This is a genomic window from Planomonospora sp. ID67723 (assembly GCF_015711605.1).
Classification (GTDB): domain Bacteria; phylum Actinomycetota; class Actinomycetes; order Streptosporangiales; family Streptosporangiaceae; genus Planomonospora_A.
Genome location: NZ_JABTEZ010000001.1, coordinates 1,170,158 through 1,189,231, shown reverse-complemented (window position 1 = coordinate 1,189,231; position 19,074 = coordinate 1,170,158). Strand labels below are relative to the sequence as shown.

At 71.9% G+C, this 19,074-nt stretch carries 17 protein-coding genes; 6 read left to right on the top strand and 11 right to left on the bottom strand.

Annotated features, from left to right (window positions below; translation table 11 throughout):
- A complete protein-coding gene (locus HS041_RS05620; RefSeq protein ID WP_196439422.1) occupies window positions 1-732 on the bottom strand; it encodes an HNH endonuclease family protein in 732 nt (243 codons plus the stop codon).
- Between the two features lie 118 nt (window positions 733-850).
- Window positions 851-1,819 (bottom strand): magnesium transporter CorA family protein, encoded by a 969-nt coding sequence (locus HS041_RS05615; RefSeq protein WP_196439421.1) that lies wholly within the window; start codon window positions 1,817-1,819, stop codon window positions 851-853.
- 189 nt (window positions 1,820-2,008) lie between these two features.
- Between HS041_RS05615 and HS041_RS05610 the strand changes: the two genes are divergently transcribed.
- From HS041_RS05610 to HS041_RS05600, 3 genes are all read left to right on the top strand, one after another.
- On the top strand, window positions 2,009-2,473 hold the full coding sequence (locus HS041_RS05610; protein ID WP_196439420.1) for a hypothetical protein: 465 nt from the start codon (window positions 2,009-2,011) through the stop codon (window positions 2,471-2,473).
- Between the two features lie 209 nt (window positions 2,474-2,682).
- Window positions 2,683-3,906 (top strand): MFS transporter, encoded by a 1,224-nt coding sequence (locus HS041_RS05605; protein WP_196439419.1) that lies wholly within the window; start codon window positions 2,683-2,685, stop codon window positions 3,904-3,906.
- A 125-nt stretch (window positions 3,907-4,031) separates the two neighbouring features.
- Window positions 4,032-6,299: an MMPL family transporter gene (locus tag HS041_RS05600; protein ID WP_196439418.1), complete on the top strand. Its 2,268-nt coding sequence runs from the start codon at window positions 4,032-4,034 to the stop codon at window positions 6,297-6,299.
- A gap of 151 nt (window positions 6,300-6,450) precedes the next feature.
- Here HS041_RS05600 and HS041_RS05595 read toward each other — a convergent pair whose 3' ends face one another.
- Both HS041_RS05595 and HS041_RS05590 read right to left on the bottom strand, forming a co-directional pair.
- Window positions 6,451-8,727, bottom strand: a complete 2,277-nt coding sequence (locus HS041_RS05595; protein ID WP_196439417.1) for a protein kinase domain-containing protein — start codon at window positions 8,725-8,727, stop codon at window positions 6,451-6,453.
- A 124-nt stretch (window positions 8,728-8,851) separates the two neighbouring features.
- Window positions 8,852-10,132: a benzoate/H(+) symporter BenE family transporter gene (locus HS041_RS05590; protein WP_196439416.1), complete on the bottom strand. Its 1,281-nt coding sequence runs from the start codon at window positions 10,130-10,132 to the stop codon at window positions 8,852-8,854.
- Between the two features lie 220 nt (window positions 10,133-10,352).
- Between HS041_RS05590 and HS041_RS05585 the strand changes: the two genes are divergently transcribed.
- Window positions 10,353-10,847, top strand: a complete 495-nt coding sequence (locus HS041_RS05585; protein ID WP_307845182.1) for a helix-turn-helix domain-containing protein — start codon at window positions 10,353-10,355, stop codon at window positions 10,845-10,847.
- A gap of 62 nt (window positions 10,848-10,909) precedes the next feature.
- On the opposite strand, the gene HS041_RS05580 is transcribed toward HS041_RS05585, so the two are convergent.
- Entirely contained in the window at window positions 10,910-11,629 is a 720-nt protein-coding gene (locus tag HS041_RS05580; protein ID WP_196439415.1) for a DUF4287 domain-containing protein, read from the bottom strand.
- Between the two features lie 242 nt (window positions 11,630-11,871).
- Here HS041_RS05580 and HS041_RS05575 point away from each other — a divergent pair, with 242 nt between their 5' ends.
- Window positions 11,872-13,089: an MFS transporter gene (locus HS041_RS05575; protein WP_230878434.1), complete on the top strand. Its 1,218-nt coding sequence runs from the start codon at window positions 11,872-11,874 to the stop codon at window positions 13,087-13,089.
- A 109-nt stretch (window positions 13,090-13,198) separates the two neighbouring features.
- Here the strand turns inward: HS041_RS05575 and HS041_RS39930 are convergent, their stop codons facing one another.
- Both HS041_RS39930 and HS041_RS05565 read right to left on the bottom strand, forming a co-directional pair.
- On the bottom strand, window positions 13,199-14,821 hold the full coding sequence (locus HS041_RS39930) for a pectate lyase family protein (RefSeq protein WP_196439414.1): 1,623 nt from the start codon (window positions 14,819-14,821) through the stop codon (window positions 13,199-13,201).
- 202 nt (window positions 14,822-15,023) lie between these two features.
- Window positions 15,024-15,767: an MBL fold metallo-hydrolase gene (locus tag HS041_RS05565; protein WP_196439413.1), complete on the bottom strand. Its 744-nt coding sequence runs from the start codon at window positions 15,765-15,767 to the stop codon at window positions 15,024-15,026.
- A 265-nt stretch (window positions 15,768-16,032) separates the two neighbouring features.
- On the opposite strand from HS041_RS05565, the gene rho reads away from it, so the two are divergent.
- Window positions 16,033-17,256: a transcription termination factor Rho gene (rho, locus tag HS041_RS05560; protein WP_196439412.1), complete on the top strand. Its 1,224-nt coding sequence runs from the start codon at window positions 16,033-16,035 to the stop codon at window positions 17,254-17,256.
- A 76-nt stretch (window positions 17,257-17,332) separates the two neighbouring features.
- Here the strand turns inward: rho and HS041_RS05555 are convergent, their stop codons facing one another.
- From HS041_RS05555 to HS041_RS05540, 4 genes are all read right to left on the bottom strand, one after another.
- Window positions 17,333-17,596, bottom strand: coding sequence for a hypothetical protein (locus HS041_RS05555; RefSeq protein ID WP_196439411.1), 264 nt, complete (start codon window positions 17,594-17,596; stop codon window positions 17,333-17,335).
- A 64-nt stretch (window positions 17,597-17,660) separates the two neighbouring features.
- On the bottom strand, window positions 17,661-18,176 hold the full coding sequence (locus HS041_RS05550; protein WP_196439410.1) for a GNAT family N-acetyltransferase: 516 nt from the start codon (window positions 18,174-18,176) through the stop codon (window positions 17,661-17,663).
- Window positions 18,173-18,445, bottom strand: coding sequence for a type II toxin-antitoxin system TacA family antitoxin (locus HS041_RS05545; protein ID WP_196439409.1), 273 nt, complete (start codon window positions 18,443-18,445; stop codon window positions 18,173-18,175). The genes HS041_RS05550 and HS041_RS05545 overlap by 4 nt, the downstream gene beginning before the upstream one ends.
- Window positions 18,446-18,578: 133 nt before the next feature.
- Window positions 18,579-19,034 carry a hypothetical protein gene (locus HS041_RS05540; RefSeq protein ID WP_196439408.1) on the bottom strand — a complete coding sequence of 152 codons (456 nt, stop codon included), beginning with the start codon at window positions 19,032-19,034 and terminating at the stop codon, window positions 18,579-18,581.
- Between the last annotated feature and the right edge of the window lie 40 nt (window positions 19,035-19,074).

The window sequence follows — 19,074 nt, the reverse complement described above, 5'->3', positions numbered from 1 at the left end:
CTAACGGCACTGGGCGAGCATGGCGGCCTTGTCCGCCCGGGTGACCGGAAGGCCGTACTTCAGGGCGACCTGGGCGAACCGGACGACGTAGGCGCAGCGGACCGCCCTCCGCGGCGGGAGCCACCTGGCCGGACCCAGCCCGCCCTTGGCCTCGTTGACGTCGCCGTCCACCGGGAGGAGGTTGAGCGGGTCGTTGGCGATCCGCGCCCGCTTGGCCGCGGACCACCGCCGGGCGCCCATCCGCCATTCGTAGGAGAGCGGGACGACGTGGTCGACCTGGACCTCGTCCGCGCGCTTCTTGCTCCAGCGGATGACCTTCCCGGTGTAGGGGTCGCGCAGGTTCATCGCGATCACGACGCAGCGTGACCCCCTGCGGTATCTGAGGTTCTCGCCGTCCCTGGCGAGCAGGTCGTCACGGGTGCGGCAGCCGTTGCGCGCGTACGGCACGCCGGAGACGACGTCCGTCCAGTTCTTGCCGAAGCGGGCCCGCGTGTAGCCCGTCTTCGGACCCATCGGCGCGACCCTCAGCCCGGCGATCAGCCTCACCGCCTCGGCCCTGTCCGCCCTGGCGGTGACGGGGGCCAGCCCCGGCCGCACCCCCGCGGGGTTGTCCAGGGGAGCCGCCCGCGCCCGGGCCTCCCCTCTGGCCGTCGCCCCGGTGTCCTCCCGGTTCGCCAGGGAGAACAGCACAAGGGCGCCCAGCAGGGCGGCGGCCACCCCCCGCGTGCTCACCGGCGCCCTCCACAACGGTCCGCTGACCCAGGTTTGACTGATTCCCGGGATTCTCCCGGTTGACACCGGCCCGGACGCCCGCGCCTTCCGCGCGGAGCGAAGACCCCGGGAGGTGTCCTCAGAGCCAGTCGCGCTTCTTGAAGATGCGGTAGAGCAGGAGGCTGCCCGCGACGATCATCGCGGTCGAGGACCAGAAGCCGGACGGCTCGCCGGAACCGGGATAGGGCACGTTCTGCCCGTAGAAACCGGTGACCAGCGTGGGAAGCGCGATGATCGCGGCCCAGCTGGTGACCTTCTTCATGATCTCGTTGAGCTTGAAGCCCTGGTGGTTCTGGTAGGCCTCGCGGATGTTGCCCACCATCTCCCGGAGCGAGTCGGTCCACTCCGCGGCGCGCAGGGTGTGGTCGTAGACGTCCTGGTAGTACGGGACCAGCACGGGATCGATCACCTCCCCGCCCCGGCGGAGCAGGCTCCCGACGATCTCACGCATCGGTATCGCCATCCGCCGGAACGCGACCAGGTTCTTGCGCAGCTGGAAGGTCTCGCGGTGCCGGTCGCGCAGGTCGCCGGTCACGTCGCCGAAGAGCTCGTCCTCCAGCGCCTCGATCTGGTCGTCCAGCGGCTGCAGCACCTCGAAGTAGCCGTCGACGACGTGGTCGAGCAGCCCGTGCAGCAGGTACGACACGCCGTGCCTGGCCATCTCCGCGCCCGCGTCCCAGCGCCGGACCACCCCCTCGATGTCGAAGTCCGGGCTCTCCCTCACCGTGACCAGGGCGTTCTTCGTCACGAAGATCGAAAGCTCGACGAGCTCGATCCGCCGGTCCACGAGCCTGGCGGCGTAGGCCGTGATGAACAGGTGGCTGTCGTAGCTGTCCAGCTTGGGCCGCTGGCGGTTGTGCAGGGCGTCCTCGACGGCCAGCTCGTGCAGGCCGAGCTCCTCGCCGATCCTCGCCAGGTCCCCGTTGGTGGGCGCGCAGATGTCGAACCACACGACGGCTCCCGGATCACCGACGCACTCCGACACGTCGTCGATCGGGAAGTTCTCCTTCACCAGGACGCCGTTGCGGTAGAGGCGGGTTCGGTCCATCAGGTCAGGTTAGATGCCCCGACCTCTTCCCGGAATGCCGTTCAGCCGTCCGGCCCCGATCATCGCGGTCCCGACCACCGCGGCGCCGGTTCCCCGCCGCGTCCCTCCGCCGACGGGTCCGCCCGTGCATAATCCGGTCCTCCCCGGGCAGCGGAGTTTCCACGACATACACATCCGAGGTGAGTAAAGATGATTGTGCTGGGACTTCTCCTGATCGTGCTCGCGGGCGCGGCCGTGATCGCGGTCTCCTGGGACGAAACCGCCGCATCCACCGCCACCGCGTCGTTCACGGTCTTCGACCGCACCTTCCAGTTCACCCAGCTGGAGTTCTTCTTCGCCGGCGTCGCCACCGGTGCGGTCTTCCTGCTCGGCCTGGCCATGCTCCTGGCGGGGATGCGCCGTTCCGCCGTCCACCGCAAGCGGCTCCGCGACTCCCGGCTGGAGGCGCGTGACCGCGTCGCCCGGCTGGAGGAGGAGAAGCGCGAGCTGGAGCGCAAGCTCGAAACCGCTCCGGCTCCGGCGGTGGACCGTGATCGTGACGGCATCGACGACCGGAACGAGGACACCGGCCCCCACCCGCGGGTCGACGTCCCCCGCCAGGGCAACGACCAGCTCGTGGCCGGCCGCCACCAGCGCACGATGGACGGCCGGTAGCCGCAGGCGGCCGGGCGCACCTCGCCCGCCCGCCGGCACCTCGAGGCCGCACAGCGCACGATCGCGGCAACACCTGACCTCCGCCGGTACGGTCCGCGCCCCGTACCGGCGGAAGCGCTGTGCGCGGGGGGCTGCACGAAGGCCGTCGGGTCGGGCCGCCGCAACCGGGCTGCCGGACCCCGCCGACGGTCCGGGAAATCATCTTCTCTATGCTCCGGAAGCATGATCCGATCGGACGGCCGATAGCCGTGCTCCGCCGTACCGGATCGCAGCCCTGGGGGATCGTCGCCGCCCTCGCCGTCACCTCGACCGTCGGCTACGGGGTGATGTTCTACTCCTTCGCCGTCTTCCTCGGCCCGGTGGCCCGTGATCTGCACACCGGTTCCGCGCAGGTCACGGGTGCTTTCGCACTGGCCATCGCGGTCAACGCCGCGGTCGCGCCGTTCGCCGGCCGCCTGCTCGACCGGTACGGCGGGCGCTGGCTGATGACGGCCGGCTCGGTGCTCGCGACCCTCACCGTCCTGGGCTGGTCGCAGGTGGAGAGCCTGGCCGCCCTGTACGCGGTGTTCGCGTGCATGGGGGTGGCGATGGCGCTGACCCTGTACGAGCCGGCCTTCGCCGTGGTGGTGAGCTGGTTCGACGGCGGGAGGCGGGCCACGGCACTGCTCGCGGTGACCGTGGTGGCCGGGTTCGCCACGACGATCTTCTCGCCGCTGGCCGGGCTGCTCGGCGAGTGGTACGGCTGGCGCCACGCCCTGGTCGTGCTGGCCGTCGTCCTCGGGGCGGTCACCGTGCCGCTGCACCTGATCGCCGTCCGGCGCGGGCCGGGCGACGCGCACCCGCCGAAGACCGGGGCGGTCGGCGACGCCCTGAAGGACCCCTCGTTCTGGCTGCTGACCGGGGCGTTCGTGGCGCAGAGCGGCGCGGTCTACACCCTCGCCGTGCACCTGGTCTCCTACCTGACCTCGCTCGGCCACCCCGTCCCCTTCGCCTCCCTGGTGACCGGCCTGGTCGGCGTGCTCTCGGTGACCGGCCGCCTGGCCACCACCGGCATGCAGCGGCGCTGGCCGGCCGCGGCGGTCTCGGCCGCGATGTTCACCGTGCAGGCCGCGGGCGTCGCCCTGCTTCCCGTGCTGGGCGGAACGGCGGCCGGCGCGATCGCGTGCGTCCTGCTGTTCGGCCTCGGGTACGGGGTGGGCACGATCGCCCGCCCCGTGCTGTTCGCCGAGCACTTCGGCACCGCGAACTACGGCGCGATCGCGGGCGCCGCCACCCTGCCGATCGCACTGATGACCGCCCTCGGCCCGCTGGCCGGGGCCGGGTTGGAGCAGGCCGTCGGCTACACGTCCGTGATGGTCACGCTGGCCGTCCTGTGCGTCCTCGCCGCGGTGACCCTGATCCTCCATCACCGCCGGGTCAGGGTCGTCCCCTAGATCTCAGGGAGGACCCCCCTAGCCGCCGGGGACGAGCCGCAAGCGGTTCTTCACGCCGATGCCCCCCGCCCTGCCGACCCCTAATTTCGTAAGTAAAAACGATCAGGGAGCAGGGAATCAGGGAAATGGCACGCCGGAGGAATATCGCCGCCTCGATGGGCGGCTGGAGCGCGCGCCATCGCTGGGCCGCGTTGGTGATCTGGGTGGGGTTCGTCGTGGTGGCGACACTGGCGGGCAACGCGGTCGGCACCAAGGGGATGGACCCGTGGGAGGACGACAACGGGGAGTCGCGCAAGGCCGCGATGGTTCTGGATGCGGCCGGGTTCCCGGACATCGCCGGGGAGACGGTGCTGATCCAGGCCAGGGGTTCCGCCGCCCCCGCCGACTTCCGGGCGGTGACCGCGGCCGTCAGGCAGGCGGTGCTCGCCACCGGCCAGGTGGAGAACGTGCGCACGCCGTACGACGCGCAGGAGCCCTCCCCGATCAGCCAGGACCGGCGCTCGGCGCTGGTGACCTTCGACATGAAGGGTGAGGGGAAGACGGCCAAGGAGCGGGTCCAGCCCGTGATCGACGCCGTGACCGGGGTCCAGCGGGCCCATCCCTCTCTGAGGATCGGCCAGGGGGGTGAGGCGAGCGCCGGGTTGATGATCGGTGACGTGCTCGATGACGACCTGGTCCGCGCCGAACTCCTCTCCCTTCCGCTGACCTTCGGCATCCTGCTGGCCGCCTTCGGCGCGCTGCTGGCCGCCGTGGTCCCGCTGGTGGTCGCGTTCACCGCCTATCTCGCCTCGGTCGGGCTTCTCGCGTTGACCAGCCAGCTGCTGCACGTCGACTCGGCCACGACCAACCTCATGCTGCTGATCGGCCTGGCCGTCGGCGTCGACTACTCGTTGTTCTACATCCGCCGTGAGCGCGAGGAGCGGGCCAAGGGCCGCGGCAGGGAGAGGGCCCTGGAGATCGCGGCGGCGACTTCGGGGCGGGCGGTGCTGATCTCCGGCGTCACCGTGATCGTCGCCATGGCGGGCATGTTCCTGACCGGCAACGGCGTGTTCATGGGCTTCGCCCAGGGCACCATCCTGGTGGTCCTGACCGCGATGGTCGGCTCCGTGACCGTGCTTCCCGCGATCCTGTCGCTGATCGGCGACAGGATCGACGCCCGGGTCGTCCACGGCACCGTCCGCAAGCTCACCGGCCGCACGTGGCGCCGGGTGCTCGGTGGGCGTGAAGGCGGCGGGCGGGCGTGGAACGCCATCCTCACCGCGGTGCTGCGCCGCCCGGTCATCTCGGTGCTGCTGGCCGGGGGCCTGCTGGCCGGCCTGGCGGTCCCCGCCTTCGACCTGCGCACCGGTGAGCCCGGCTCCAACGACGTGCAGGGCGACCACCCGGTCGCGGACACCTTCCGCCGCATCGAGGCGGCCTTCCCCGGCAACAAGGCCCCGGCCGCCGTCGTGCTGAAGGCCGACGACGTGACCGCCCCGCACATCCGCAAGGAGGTCGAGCGCTTCCGGGAACTGGCGATCGGCACCGGCGAGGTCGATCCCGCCTTCTTCGGCGTCAGCGTGAACCCGGACAAGACCGTGGGGGTCATCCGCATCGGGTTGAAGGGCGGCGGACCCTCCGACGAGGTCTCCGAGCACGCGGTGCGCACGCTCAGGGAGAAGGTGGTCCCGCCGACCGTCGGGCTGGTCGCCGAGACCTACGTCTACGGCAGTGTGGCCGGGGTGATGGACTTCAACGCCCAGCTCGGCCGTACCGTTCCGCTGGTCTTCACCTTCGTGCTGCTGCTGGCCTTCGTGCTGCTGCTGGCGTCGTTCCGGTCGCTGGTGGTCGCGGTGACGGCGATCGTGCTGAACCTGCTCTCGGTGGCCGCGGCCTACGGCGTGCTGGTCATGGTCTTCCAGTACGGCTGGGGCGAGAACCTGCTGAACTTCGAGTCGACCGGCTCGATCGTGAGCTGGCTGCCGCTGTTCCTGTTCGTGATCCTCTTCGGGCTCTCGATGGACTACCACGTGTTCATCCTGAGCCGGATCCGCGAGGCCTTCGACCGGGGCATGCCCACCGAGCAGGCGGTGACCCACGGGATCAGGACGACCGCCGGGGTCGTGACCAGCGCGGCGTTCATCATGGTCGGAGTGTTCGCGATCTTCGGCACGATGTCGATGCTCAGTTTCAAGGAGATGGGCATCGGTCTGGCGGCCGCCATCCTGATCGACGCCACGATCGTCCGGGCCGTGCTGCTGCCCGCGACGATGAAGCTGCTCGGCGAGGCCAACTGGTACCTGCCCCGCTGGCTCGGCTGGCTGCCGGTCCTGGAGCACGAGGCCGGTGAGGGGGACGGCCCGGACGAGCCGGACGCCGTCCCCGGCGAGCGGGTGCCGGTCGCCGTCGGCTGAACCATCCGGGTCCCGGAGGGCGGCGCCGCCGCCCTCCGGGACACCGCGTTTCCCGGACACCGTGCTTGCGGGGACACCGTGCTTGCGGGGACCGGCGGGGTGAGCGCCGCGGACCGGCCGCGAGAAGCCACGGCGGTCCCGGGCCCGCACGTCAGGCGGTGCGCAGACCGCCGGTGTCGTACAGCAGCACGTCGTTTCCCATGGCCACCGCCAGGACGGCCCCGTCGCCGCTGAAGGCCACAGTCTGGATCTGGCCCTCGCCCAGGGGCTGCCGGAGCCGGCGGCGGGTGGCGACGTCCCACAGCAGGACGCCGTGCTCGTTGGTTCCGGCGACGAGGAGGGTCCCGTCGGGACTGCACGCCATGGTGTTGACCGTCGATTCCGCGCCTTTGAACGTCTCCCCCCTGAGCTTGCGGGAGGCCACGTCCCAGACCCGGACGGCCTTGTCGTATCCCGCGCTCGCCAGGGTCGCGCCGTCGAGGAACACCACGGAGTTGACGTCGTCCTTGTGCCCGGTCAGCGGGGCGCCGGCCGCGCTGCCGTCGGAGGTGCGCCAGAGCCGAACCGTGTCGTCCCATCCGGCGGTGGCCAGCAGGCGCCCGTCGGGGCTGAACGCCGCGTTGCGGACGAACTCGGTGTGGCGCATGGAGGCGCCCGCCTGCTTGCGGCTGGAGGTCCGCCACAACCGGACCCACTCGAACCCGCTCCCGGTGACGAACAGCGTGCCGTCGGGGCTGAACCTCGCGAAGACGGCGCCGACCACGGATTTCGACACGCGCCGCCGGGAGGCGACGTCCCACACGTGCGCCTTGGTGTCCCGCACGCCGCCGACACTGACCAGGGTCCGGCCGTCCGGGCTCAGTGCCAGCCCTTCGACGTAGAACTTGCGGTCGTCGATCTCGCCGACCATCTCGCCGGTGGGGACCTCCCACAGCCGGATTCTGCCGTCCCAGCATCCGGCGGCCACCGTACGGCCGTCGGCGGAGACCGCGAGGCCCTGCACCAGTTGACCGTTGCGGAGCACCAGAGGCGCGCGATCCGGCGGGATCAGCCCCGAGCCGTTCGGGGTGGCGGACGGCGAGACCGAGGGGGAGGCCGACGGCCCTCCCGTGGGCGAGGCCGCCGAGGTGGCAGGGGACGAGGGGGTGGCCGCCCCGGGGCTCCGCCCGGGCTGGGCCCCGGCCGTCCCGTCGCGCTCCCGCAGATACCGGGGGAGCAGGATCGCGGCCCCCGCCACCGCACCGGTGGCCAGCGCGGCGCCCCCGCCGATCAGCAGGCCCCTGCGGGAGATCCCGCCGGGCGGCGCCGCCCGCCCCCCGGACGGATCGGTGGCCGGCGGCACCGCCGGATGCCCGGACGGACCGGTCGGGGGCGATGCCCACCCGGAAGGGCCGGCCACCGGCGGTGCCCATCCGGAAGGGCCGGTGGAGGACCACGGCGCCTGGAACGCCCCGCTGACCGGCGCGAAGCCCGCAGGAGGCGGTGCCGTACCGGGACGGTCCCCGGTGAACGGCCCGTCGGGAGAGGGGTGCGTGCCTGGTGCGATCGGCTGCGCCATCTGCCCCATGGCTGTGGTCAGCAGGTCACCGGTGGGGGCGACCGCCCCGGGACGCGCCGTCCCGGAGCCGGTGATGAGGTCCAGCAGGACCTCCTCGGCCGTGGGACGCTGCCCGGGAACCTTGGCCAGGCACCGCCCGACGATCGTTCGCAGATCGTCCGGGAGTCCGGTGAGGTCGCACTCCTGGTGCAGGATCCGGTAGACCAGGACCGCGATGGCGAGATCACGGCCGAACGGGGTCCTGCCCGTCCCGGCGAACAGGATGGTCCCCGCCCAGCTGAACAGATCGGAGGGCGGGCCCACCTCCTCCCCGGAGAGCTGCTCGGGCGACATGTACGGCGGGGTGCCGGCCACGCTGGCGGAGGTGGTGGCCAGGGTCGTGCTGCGCGCGATGCCGAAGTCGACCACCCGCGGCCCGTCCGGGCCGAGCAGCACGTTGGCGGGCTTGAAGTCACGGTGGACGATCCCCGCGCGGTGGATCGCGGCCAGGGCGGTGGCCGTGCCGACCGCGAGCCGCTGCAGGTCGCGCGGGTCGAGCGGCCCGCGCGAGCCGACCCGCTGCTCCAGCGACTCCCCCTCGATGAACTCGCTCACCACGTACGGCCGGTCGCCCGCCGTACCGGCGTCCAGGACGCGCGCCGTACAGAACGGGGGCACCCGGCGGGCCGCCTCCACCTCGCGGAGGAAGCGCTTGCCGACCTTGGGATCACCGGCGACGTGGTCGTGCAGGATCTTGACCGCTACCCGTGCCCCCGAGGGCGACTCCCCGAGGTACACGGCCCCCTGCCCGCCCCTGCCCACGCATCCGAGCAGCCGGTACTCTCCCAGCCTGGACGGCTCGTCCGGACGCAGCGGGCGCGGTTCCGACACGTGGGCCTCCCGGCGTCTCGCGGTCTCTGGATCGATACGGGCGGTACGGCGGGCGATGCCCGGCTCGATCACATTCCAGAATAGGGAACCCCGGGGGAGCCGGGGCCCCGCTCCAGAACCGGCCTCAGCTCCGGGCCGTGTCCAGGTCCTGGTCCTGTGCGCGCCCCTGCTCCTGGGCACGGCCCCGGTCCCGCTCGTGGTCCCGCTCGTGGTCCCCCTCGTGGTCCCGGCCCTGCTCCTGGTCCGGTACGGCCTGCGGAACCTTTCTCCTCCGGTGCAGCAGCGTCATCAGCCCGCCCGCGACGAGCCCCCAGAAGGCCGCTCCCACGCCGAGCAGCGTCATGCCCGAGACGGTGACCACGAAGGTGACCACGGCGGCCTCCCTGCCCTCGGGCTCGGCGACGGCCGCGGTGACCGCCGAGGCGAGCGCGCCGAGCAGGGCGAGCCCGGCGACGGCCTCGATGAGCACCGGCGGGGAGAGCAGCACGAGGGCCGTGGCCAGCCCGGCCCCGATCCCCAGGGCGATCATCGAGATCCCGGCGGTGACGGAGGCGATCCACCGGCGGGCGGGGTCGGGCCCGGCGTCGGGTCCGGCGGCGAGGGCGGCGCTGATCGCGGCCAGGTTCACCGCATGCCCGCCCAGGGGCGCGGCGGCGGCGCTCGCCAGACCGGTGCCGAGGAGGAGGCCGCGCAGCGGCGGGCGGTAGCCGTACCCGGCGAGGACCGCCATGCCCGGCACGTTCTGCGCGGCCATCGTGACCAGGAACAGCGGCAGGGCGATGCTGATCATCGCGGGGAGGCTCCAGGACGGCGCCGTCGGCTCGACCACCGGGCGCAGGTCCACCGTCTCCAGGCCCGGTCCGGTCAGCGCGATGGCCACGACCGCGGCCAGCAGCGCCCCCGGCACCGCCCAGATCCGGGCGAACCGGCTGAGCAGCGCCCAGATCAGCACGACAGGAACGGCCAGCTGCGGCACCTCGACCAGCGCTCTGACCGGCGCGACGCACAGGTCGAGCAGGATCCCGGCGAGCATCGCGCCGGCGATCGGGGCGGGGATGGCCGCGATCCAGCGACCGAGGGCGGGGAAGAGGCCCGTGACCGTGATGAGCAGCCCGCAGGCGGCGAACGCGCCGACCGCGGCCGGGAAGCCGCCCTCGACCGTGCCGGTGGAGACGAGCAGCGCCGCGCCGGGTGTGGACCAGGCGATGGCGATCGGCATCCGCAGCCGCAGGCTCAGCCAGACCGCCGTCCCGCCCACGGCCAGGCAGAGCGCGAGCAGCCCGGAGGCGGCCTGGCCCCGGTCGGCGCCGACCGCCCGGAGCCCGGCCAGCACGACGGTGAAGGAGCTGGCGAAGCCGACCAGCGCGGTCACCACACCGGCCAGCACCGGCTGCAGGCGGTTCATCCGTCGTCCTCCGCATGGTGGGGGCCCGCTCCGTCGGGCAGGCGTCCTGCACGTCCCGCCGGGCGCGTCCCGGAGCACGCGACCGTCCGCGGTTCCGTCGCGCTCCGTCCGGGCATTCCTCCGGTCGTTCCGTAAACGGAACAACCGCCTGTTGCACGATAGCCCTATGAAGCCCGGCGCACAAAACTCCCGTCCGACCACGGATCCCGACACCTCAGACGTGGGACGGCGGATCCGCAGGTTGCGGGAGGAACGCGGCATCTCCCTCTCGGAGCTCGCCCGGCGGGCGGGGGTCGGCAAGGCCACGCTCTCCGGCCTGGAGAACGGGACCCGCAATCCGACGCTGGAGACCCTCTGGGCGGTGACCGCCCAGCTCGGCGTGGGCCTGGCCGCCGTCGTCGACACCGGCCCCGTGGTGCACGGCACCGCCGTGCAGGGCGTGCTGCTGCAGGCGTTCGAGGAGGAGGGCGCCACGTACGAGCTCTACCGCCTGTTCTTCCCCGCGGGCTCCGCCCAGACCTCCCCCGCCCACCCCGAGGGCGTCACCGAGCACCTCACCGTCTTCGCCGGAACCCTGCGCGCGGGCCCGGCCGACACGCCGCTGACGGCCGGGCCCGGTGAGTACGTCACCTGGCGTTCGGACGTCCCGCACACCTACGCCGCCCTCGGCGAGCACGACGTCCACGCCAGCCTGCTGATCCGCTATCCCCGGTGACGGGACGGGCGAGCGGGCCACGCCCGGCGGAGAGTCCCCCTCCCTTCTCCGGGCGGGACGGGTCAGCCCTCCAGGAGCTTCTTCAGGACGGCGACGCGCTCGCGCCAGTAGGCCTTCAGCTCGGCGGCCGACCCGGCGTCGGGGAGCTTGGCGTGCTGGACGGCGAGCTGGGTCTTCCCCTCGCCCTTGGCGACCAGGCCGACCGTGACGGCGGCCCGGCCCTCCCAGTTGGCGGTGACGGACTTGCCGGGACGCGAGGTACGGATCTCGAAGGGGGCGTCCGGCAGCCACCGGGCGCGCAGGTCCTCGTCGGTGAAGGCCTCGGTGACCCGCTCGGCCGGGACGTCGATCGTCTTGCTCGCGCTGACCGAGAAGTCGCCGCCGCGCGACTGGCCCGGCGCCCGCAGGCCGCGCGCCCGCTCGTAGGCGACGGTGACGCTCTGCGCCCACCAGCCGCCGACGCCGTGCTCCTCGACGAGCCATCGGGCGATCTCCGTGTGCGGGCGGGTGGCGGCGCCCCATTCGTCCAGGAGCGCGAACCACTCGTCGTGGGAGCGGCCCGTCCGCGCGGCCACCGTGTCGTCGGAGATCATCACGTCCCCGCCGGCCTGCGGCTCGCCGGGGACGGAGGCCGCCCGCTCCTCGGGAGCGGAAGCCGTACGGGAATCGGCGGTGGCCGCCTCGTCGGCGGGAACGAGGTGACGGCGGGCGGCGGAGTAGCTCTCACCGGTCTTGGCCATGCGGGCGCGGACACGGCTCTTGAAGGATTTGTTGCTGGTCATCTCATGCTCCTGGACACGGCGTCGCGCCGGGACTCACGCTCCCGCCGCCCCGCCGGATCTGGGGCATGTGCAACCGGCGTCCCGAGAACTCCAGGGTCCCCTCTACCTCCGCGAGCCGGTGGCGTGAGCACCGGTGAAGGAGGTCGGGCGCGGGACCGCGCCTGATTCAAAGCTACCTCCAGGCACCGACACGGGCCACCCCCCGGCCGTTCCATAAAGTTCGCAAACGTAATATTCAGCTCATGACGCCACGGTCCAAAGCCATGATCTTCTGGACTACAGGTGTCCTGGCCTACGTCATCGCCGTCTTCCACCGGCAGTCCCTGGGCGTCGCGAGCATCGAGGCCGCCGCCCGGCTCGGGGTGGGCGCGGCCGGGCTCTCCCTCCTGGCGATGCTCCAGCTCCTGGTCTACGCGGGCATGCAGGTGCCCGTCGGCGTGCTGGTCGACCGGCTCGGCTCCAAGCGCATGCTGGTCATCGGGGCCGCGGTGATGGCCTGCGGCGAGCTCGTCTTCGCCTTCGCCGGCGGGCTGCTGCCCGGCGTCGCGGGCCGGACGCTGATCGGATGCGGTGACGCGATGACGTTCATCAGCGTGATCCGGCTGGTGAACCTGCACTTCCCCGCGCGCCGCAACCCGGTGATGGTCCAGCTCACCGGCCTGATCGGACAGCTCGGCGCGATCGCCTCGGCGGTGCCGCTGATCCACTCCCTGCGCGCGTACGGCTGGACGCCGACCTTCCTGGGCGCCGCGCTCCTCGGCGGGGTGGCCGTGGTCCTGCTCCTGGCGGTCCTGCGCGACTCGCGGCCGCACCACGCCGCGGAGCGGCCGGGACTGAAGGCCGCGTGGGCCGAGCCGGGCACCCGCCTGGGCATGTGGACCCACGCGGCCACCCAGTGCTCGGCCGCGGCCTTCCTGCTGCTGTGGGGATATCCGTTCCTCGTCCAGGGTCAGGGACTCGACCCGTCGACGGCCGGCGTGCTGCTGTCCGTCCTGACCCTGTGCGGCATGGTGTGCGGACCGCTGCTCGGCTATCTCGCCGGGCGGTTCCCGTTCCACCGTTCGCGGATGGTCCTGATCGTGATCGGCACCACCGCCGGAGCCTGGACCGCCGTGCTGGCCTGGCCCGGCCGGGCTCCGCTCTGGGTGCTCGTCCTGCTCGTGGTGGTCCTGGCGGCCAACGGCCCGGGTTCGATGATCGGCTTCGACTACGCCAGGACGTTCAACCCGGCCGCCCGGATCGGCACCGCGACCGGCATCGTCAACGGCGGCGGCTTCGTGGCGTCCATGTCGGTCATCGCCATGATCGGCCTCACCCTCGACCTGTCCGGCGGGACGGGCCTGGACGCCTTCCGCTGGGCCTTCGCCGTGCAGTACCCCGTCTGGCTGCTCGGCGCCGTACAGGTGCTGCGCTACCGGACCATCACCCGCCGCCTGCTGGCCGCTCAGCCGAGCACCTGAAGTGTCCCGGCCGGGGTGACGCCCACGAGCGGGCCGCCCGTCTCCACACGGTCAGGGTGTGGAGACGGGCGGCCTCCCCCGCGATGCCGCGGCCTCCAGCCGGCGACCGCTACGGGATCAGGTCCGCACCGGCCGCACCGGCGCCCGCGGACGGCGGGGCCGAGGACGCGGAACCGGCCGAGTAGGCGTACGGCGGCGGCGGAACGCTCCCGTCGGCGCGCAGCCAGTCGCTCATGGTCTTGCCGCTGTCCTGCGCCCGGCGGATCGTGGCCGGGTCGTAGAAGTTGCTGCTCGCCCAGGTCAGCCTCGTGTCGCCGAAGTCCTCAGTGATCGTCTTCGCGCCCTTCACGTGGTTGCTCTCGGCGTAGACCTGGCCGCCGACGCCCAGACCGATGAAGTAGTCCTCGACGTCCACGTAGTTGGCGAACACGTGGGCGTACCCGAACCGCACCCGCGGGTGGCGGGTGTTCGACCCGTCGAACCAGTTGTGGTGGTAGGTGACGCGCAGGTAGCCCTTGTCCTGGGCGCCGTTGCCGTCGCTGTGGCCCAGCAGCATCGACTTGTCCGTGGCGACGAACCGGTTGTAGGAGACCGTCACGAGGTCGGAGCCGCGCTTGACGTCCACCGAGCCGTCGGCGGAGGTGTGGAAGGTGTTGTGGTCCACCCACACGTGGTGCGAGTAGCACTGCACGTTGACCGAGTCGTCGGTGGAGTTCCTGAACGTCAGGTTCCGGATGATCACGTTCTGGGTGTGCGTGAACCTGTCCTTCTCGGCGGGGTCGCAGAGGTCACCGCCCCACGCGACCTCGTCCGGGCCCCAGCCGTTGACGTCGAACCCGAACCCGCTGATCGTCGCGGCTGTCCCGACGCCGATGATGGTCTTGTTCGAGCCGACGTCCAGCATCTTGGCGCCGGTGCCGGTGATCGTGCCCGACACCCGGACGATCCGCGGCGCGTCGTCGGAGACGGCCGCCGCGAGCTGCGCGTAACTGCTGACGGTCACCGTCTCGCCGCCGGCCCCGCCGCTCGTGCCGGTGCGGCCGTACCCGTTCACGGTCGCGAAGCCCACCAGACCGGCGGCGTTGCCGGGGGAACCGGTCGGGGTCGCTGTGGGCGTCACCGTCGGAGTGGGGGTGGGGGTCGCTGTGGGCGTCGCTGTGGGCGTCGGAGTGGGGGTGGGCGTCACCGTCGGAGTGGGGGTGGCGGAGCCGGCCGGGAGCAGTCTCCACTGCTTGGTGGAGGCCGAGTCGCAGGAGTTCTGCTGGACCAGCGCGCCGGAGGCGGTGGAGTTGTCCTTGATGTTGAGGCACTTGCCGCCGTTGGCGTTGACGACCTGCCAGTTGGCCCCGGAGGCGGTCGGCTTCCAGGTCTGGGAGGCGGCGCCGGTGCAGCTCTCCTGCTGGACGGCTTTCCCGGCGGAGGTGCTCGCGCCCGCGACTCCGGCGCACTTGCCGCTGTGCGCGGCCTTGAGCTGGAAACCGCCGCTGACGGCGACCAGGTTCCAGGTCTGGCCGGGGGCGCCGTCGCAGGCGGACTGCGCGAGCTGCACGGCGTCGGAGGCGCTGGCGCCGGGGACCTCCATGCACAGGCCGCTGCCCACGTTGACGAGCGTGTACGCGCCGGGTGCCGGGGCTGCGGCGGCGGCCGCCGAGGCTCCGGCCGCCCACCCGGAGGCGGCGACCGCGCCGACGATGGCCGCGGTGGCCGCCCTCCTGCTGAATCTGCTCTTCACTGCCGAGCTCCTTGCTGGTCCAGCGGGTCCTGGGACCCGCGTTCTGGATTCCCCCCAGCGAGTACTCACCGTTCACATGAGTGAACGCATGCGTGCGGGCATGCAGGGGACACCATAGGAAAGCGTTTTCCCAGTGTCAATGGACCGTGAAATCTCCATGACGGAACCGGGTTCGGAGCGTCGGCCGGACGGGTGCGGAGCGTCAGGGAAGCCGGGTGAACGGCTCCGGGAAGTGGGCGGTGCCGATCAGGCCGCCCTCCGCTCTGACCCGGTCCAGCACCTCGATACGCGTCCTGGCGGCGAGTTCGGGATCGTCGTCGTAGAGGTAGGGCACCTTCGGGTCGGCGAGCTGGGAGGGATGGAGCAGCAGGTCACCGGTGAGGGTCAGCTCGCCCACCCGGACGATCTGGTGGCCCGGGGTGTGGCCCGGCGTGTGGAGCACCCGGATGCCGGAGAACAGCCCCACATCCCCGTCGACCACCCGGATCCGCTCGCCCAGCGGCCGGACGATGTGGCCGAGGACCGCCTCGGACGCGGTGTCGATCTCGGCGCGCTGCAGGACGTATTCGGCGTTCGGGAAGGCGGGCGCGCCGTCGGCCACGGCCCCGCCCGCGTGGTCGCTGTGCAGGTGGGTGATGATCACCGCCTCCACGTCCCCCGGCGCGGCCCCGACCCGTGCGAGCTCGGCCATCAGCTCGCCCGGCACCGGAGCCCAGCTCGCCGCCGGCGAGTCGTCCGCCCCGATGCCGGTGTCCACCAGCACGGTCCGGCCCGCCGCGTCGCGCAGCAGGTAGCAGCGGAAGTGCAGGACCCAGTCACCGTCGTGGTGGCAACCGCCGGGGAACATCTCCGGCAGCGGCCGCCGGATGCTCTCCCCCATCGGCCCCACGGCGTCCCGCAGCGGGAACACCTCGACACCCGCGACGGTCATGGGCTGGTACGGCATGTGATCTCCTTGCGGCGGCGAACGGGCGTGTTACTGTGATAGCGGGTGTGACGCACTGCCGGCCAGGCCGCGTGCGATCGATCCACCCCTTTTCTCCCATGACCGCGCCTGTCACGGCATGCGGTTTTCCACCCGCGCACCCGGCGCGTCCACGTCCGACGCGATGCCCCGGGACGGCTCCCGTCCCCGCGCCGCGGTGTTCTCCGGGATCCCCGGCTCTGCGTTCCCCGGGCTCCCCGAGCTCCCCCATCCCGAAAGGCCACCCATGACCACGGAAACCATCCCCAGGGAAACCACCGTCAAGAGCGCCCCGCGCTCCCGTAAGCGCGGCGCCTCCGTCCCCGCTCCCGCTCCCGCTCCCGCTCCCGCTCCCGCTCCCGCTCCCGCTCCCGCTCCCGCTCCCGCCGAGACCGTGTCAGGTCTCCTCGACGTCCGCGACAAGGCCGCCTACCTCAGAACCGGCGGGTTCCTCCCCGGCCCCCATGACGTGAAGGTCCCGCTCTCCCAGGTCGGGCAGTACGGCCTGCGTCCCGGGGACCACCTCGTCGCCACCGCGCGCAGGCCGTACGACCGGCTGATCGAGGTGCGGGCCGTGAACGGCGCCGAGACCGGCGCGGGGCCCGGACCGCGCCCGCACTTCGCGGACATGACCCCGGTCCACCCCAGCGACCGACTCCGCCTGGAGACCGAGTCGGTGACCAGCCGGGTCGTCGACCTGTTCGCCCCGGTCGGCAGGGGCCAGCGCGGCCTGATCGTCGCCCCGCCGAAGGCGGGCAAGACCATGGTCCTGCGGGACCTGGCCGCCGCGATCTCCCGCAACCACCCGGACGTCCACCTCATGGTCGTTCTCGTCGGCGAGCGGCCGGAGGAGGTGACCGAGATGCGCGAGTCGATCCGGGGCGAGGTCGCCGCCTCCACCTTCGACCGCGCCGACCGCGACCACACGGCCGTCGCCGAGTTGGCGATCGAGCGCGCCAGGCGCCTGGCCGAGTCCGGCCGGGACGTGGTCGTGCTCCTGGACTCGCTGACCCGTCTGGCCCGCGCCTACAACAACCTCGCCCCGGGCGGCGGCCGTACCCTCTCCGGAGGTCTGGACGCCGCCGCGCTCCTGCCCCCGCGCAGATTCTTCGGCACCGCCCGCAACCTCCGCGACGGCGGCTCGCTGACCATCCTGGCCACCGTCCTCGTGGAGACCGGCTCCCGGCTGGACGACGCCCTCTTCGAGGAGTTCAAGGGCACCGGCAACATGGAGCTGCGGCTCCGCCGCGACCTCGCCGACCGGCGGCTCTACCCCGCCGTGGACCTGGACGCCTCCGGCACCCGCCGCGAGGAGATCCTCCTCGACCCCCTGGAGCGGCAGCTCACCTGGCGGCTGCGCCGCACGCTCGGCGGCCTGGACAGGCAGCAGGCGCTGGAGCTCCTCGTCGACCGCCTCCGCGAGACGCCTTCCAACGCCGCCTTCCTCCAGCAGGTCCGCCAGACCACCTGACCGGCCGCCCATCCGTCTTCTCACCCGCGCCCGGATAGACCATGACCGGGACCTCCTCGGGGGTGAAGGGCCTCCCTCAGTCCTCCGACCGCTGTACGCCCCGTCGCCCGGAGCGGAGCGCGAGCACCATCATGAGCACCGCGACGAGCTGGCAGAGGTCCCCGATGGTCCTAGAGAAGAGCTGGACCATCCCGTGGATGTCGTCCGAATCGCCGTACTCCTCCGGCGGGGCCAGCAGCTCCTGAATCCAGGCCAACAGGTCCAGGATCCACGGACAGACGGCCGGAGCCGCCGACCAGAACACGGCGAGGGCCCAGAGCCACCGAGATCGTCGCGTCACGACGGGCGACTCTAGGGACGCGAGGCGACGATCCGATCACGTCCCGGCGGGGCCCCGAGCCGACTCAACCCCTTGGCGCAACGGCCCGCCGGAGATCCTTGATCCTGAGAATCAGGTGGAGAGGATCAGCCAGACTACTCTCGAATCGGGCCAGGCACAGGTAGAAGTCCCGAGCCGACTCGTCCTCACAGTGGATCAGGAGGGCACGTACGCCGATCTGATCCGCTACCGATATCACTCTGCGCATCGCATCCGTGACCAGCGCCCGGCCGAGCCCTCTGCCCTGAGCACGGAGATCGACGCCCAGCCGGGCCAGGAGCACCATGGGCTGGGAGTACAGCCCAACACCTTTCAGCCATCTCGCCGGGACCTCATCCGGCCTGATCTGCCCCGCCGCCAACGCGTAGTAGCCCATCACCTCGTCAGCGTCCACATCGCGAACCACGTAGACCCGTGACATCTCCGCAAACTGGGATTGCAACGCGTGACGCCGCAACCAGTCATTCTGCGCCTGCGAACCGCAGTCGAACTCCTCCAGCCGATGCTCCCGGTCGAGGAGCTCGACGGCCGTGAGCTTCATTCGAGCTCATCGAGGATGGTCGGCGTGTTGAGCAGCTCACGGAGCCCGGGCACATCCCGAGCCGGCTCGTTCAACATGGCGTCGAAGGCCGCCCACTGCTCCGCGTTCAGCCGGAAGACCGTACGGTCGGCCAGCGTGTGATGGGCCGCGAGGGTCGCGGCGTTAAGGATGAACGCCGACGCGGACATGCCCACCTCTTCGCTCGCGGCTTCGAGCAACCGCTTCGTCTTGGCGTCCACGCGCAGGCTGATGCGCTCATCCTTGGTCACGGCCTCAGCGTACGTACATTGTGCGGTCACGGAAAGCACAATACATCGGCGTTGACCTTAAAGTGAACGCGCTGTTACTGTCCGCTATTAGCCCGCCTGCTGCTCCCCGTCACCCCGTGAAGGCGGCGCCGGGTCACTGGGGCCAGTTGGCGACGGTGGAGGCCTTGATCGCATCGGTGTGGCAGCTGAAGATCCCGTTGGTCCTGTAGCTGACCAGGCAGACCCGCACGTCCGCCCGGGTGACCTCGCCGTCCGAGGACAGCTTGAAGGACTTGCCCTTGGCGGAGCAGGTGTAGCGGACCTGCGACCAGCCGGTGCCGCCGCTCTTGTAGTGGAACCGCACCCGCATGTAGGCGCAGTGGCCGGAGTGGCTGTCGCGGTCGTACAGCGTGCCGGAGACGACGAACCGCTCGGATTTGAAGTCGCTCAGCCACACGTCGGCCTTGGCGTAGCCGCCGTGGCCGCTCTTGGACTGGACCGGGCCCCAGTGGTGCACGCGGTCCCCGGCGGCGGCCTGCGCCGTCCCGGTCAGTCCGCCCGCGAGCACGAGCGCCAGCAGTCCTCCGCCGATGACAGTTCTCTTCCTCATGGGCACCATGTGTACCGGCAGCCACTTGAAAGCGACTTGC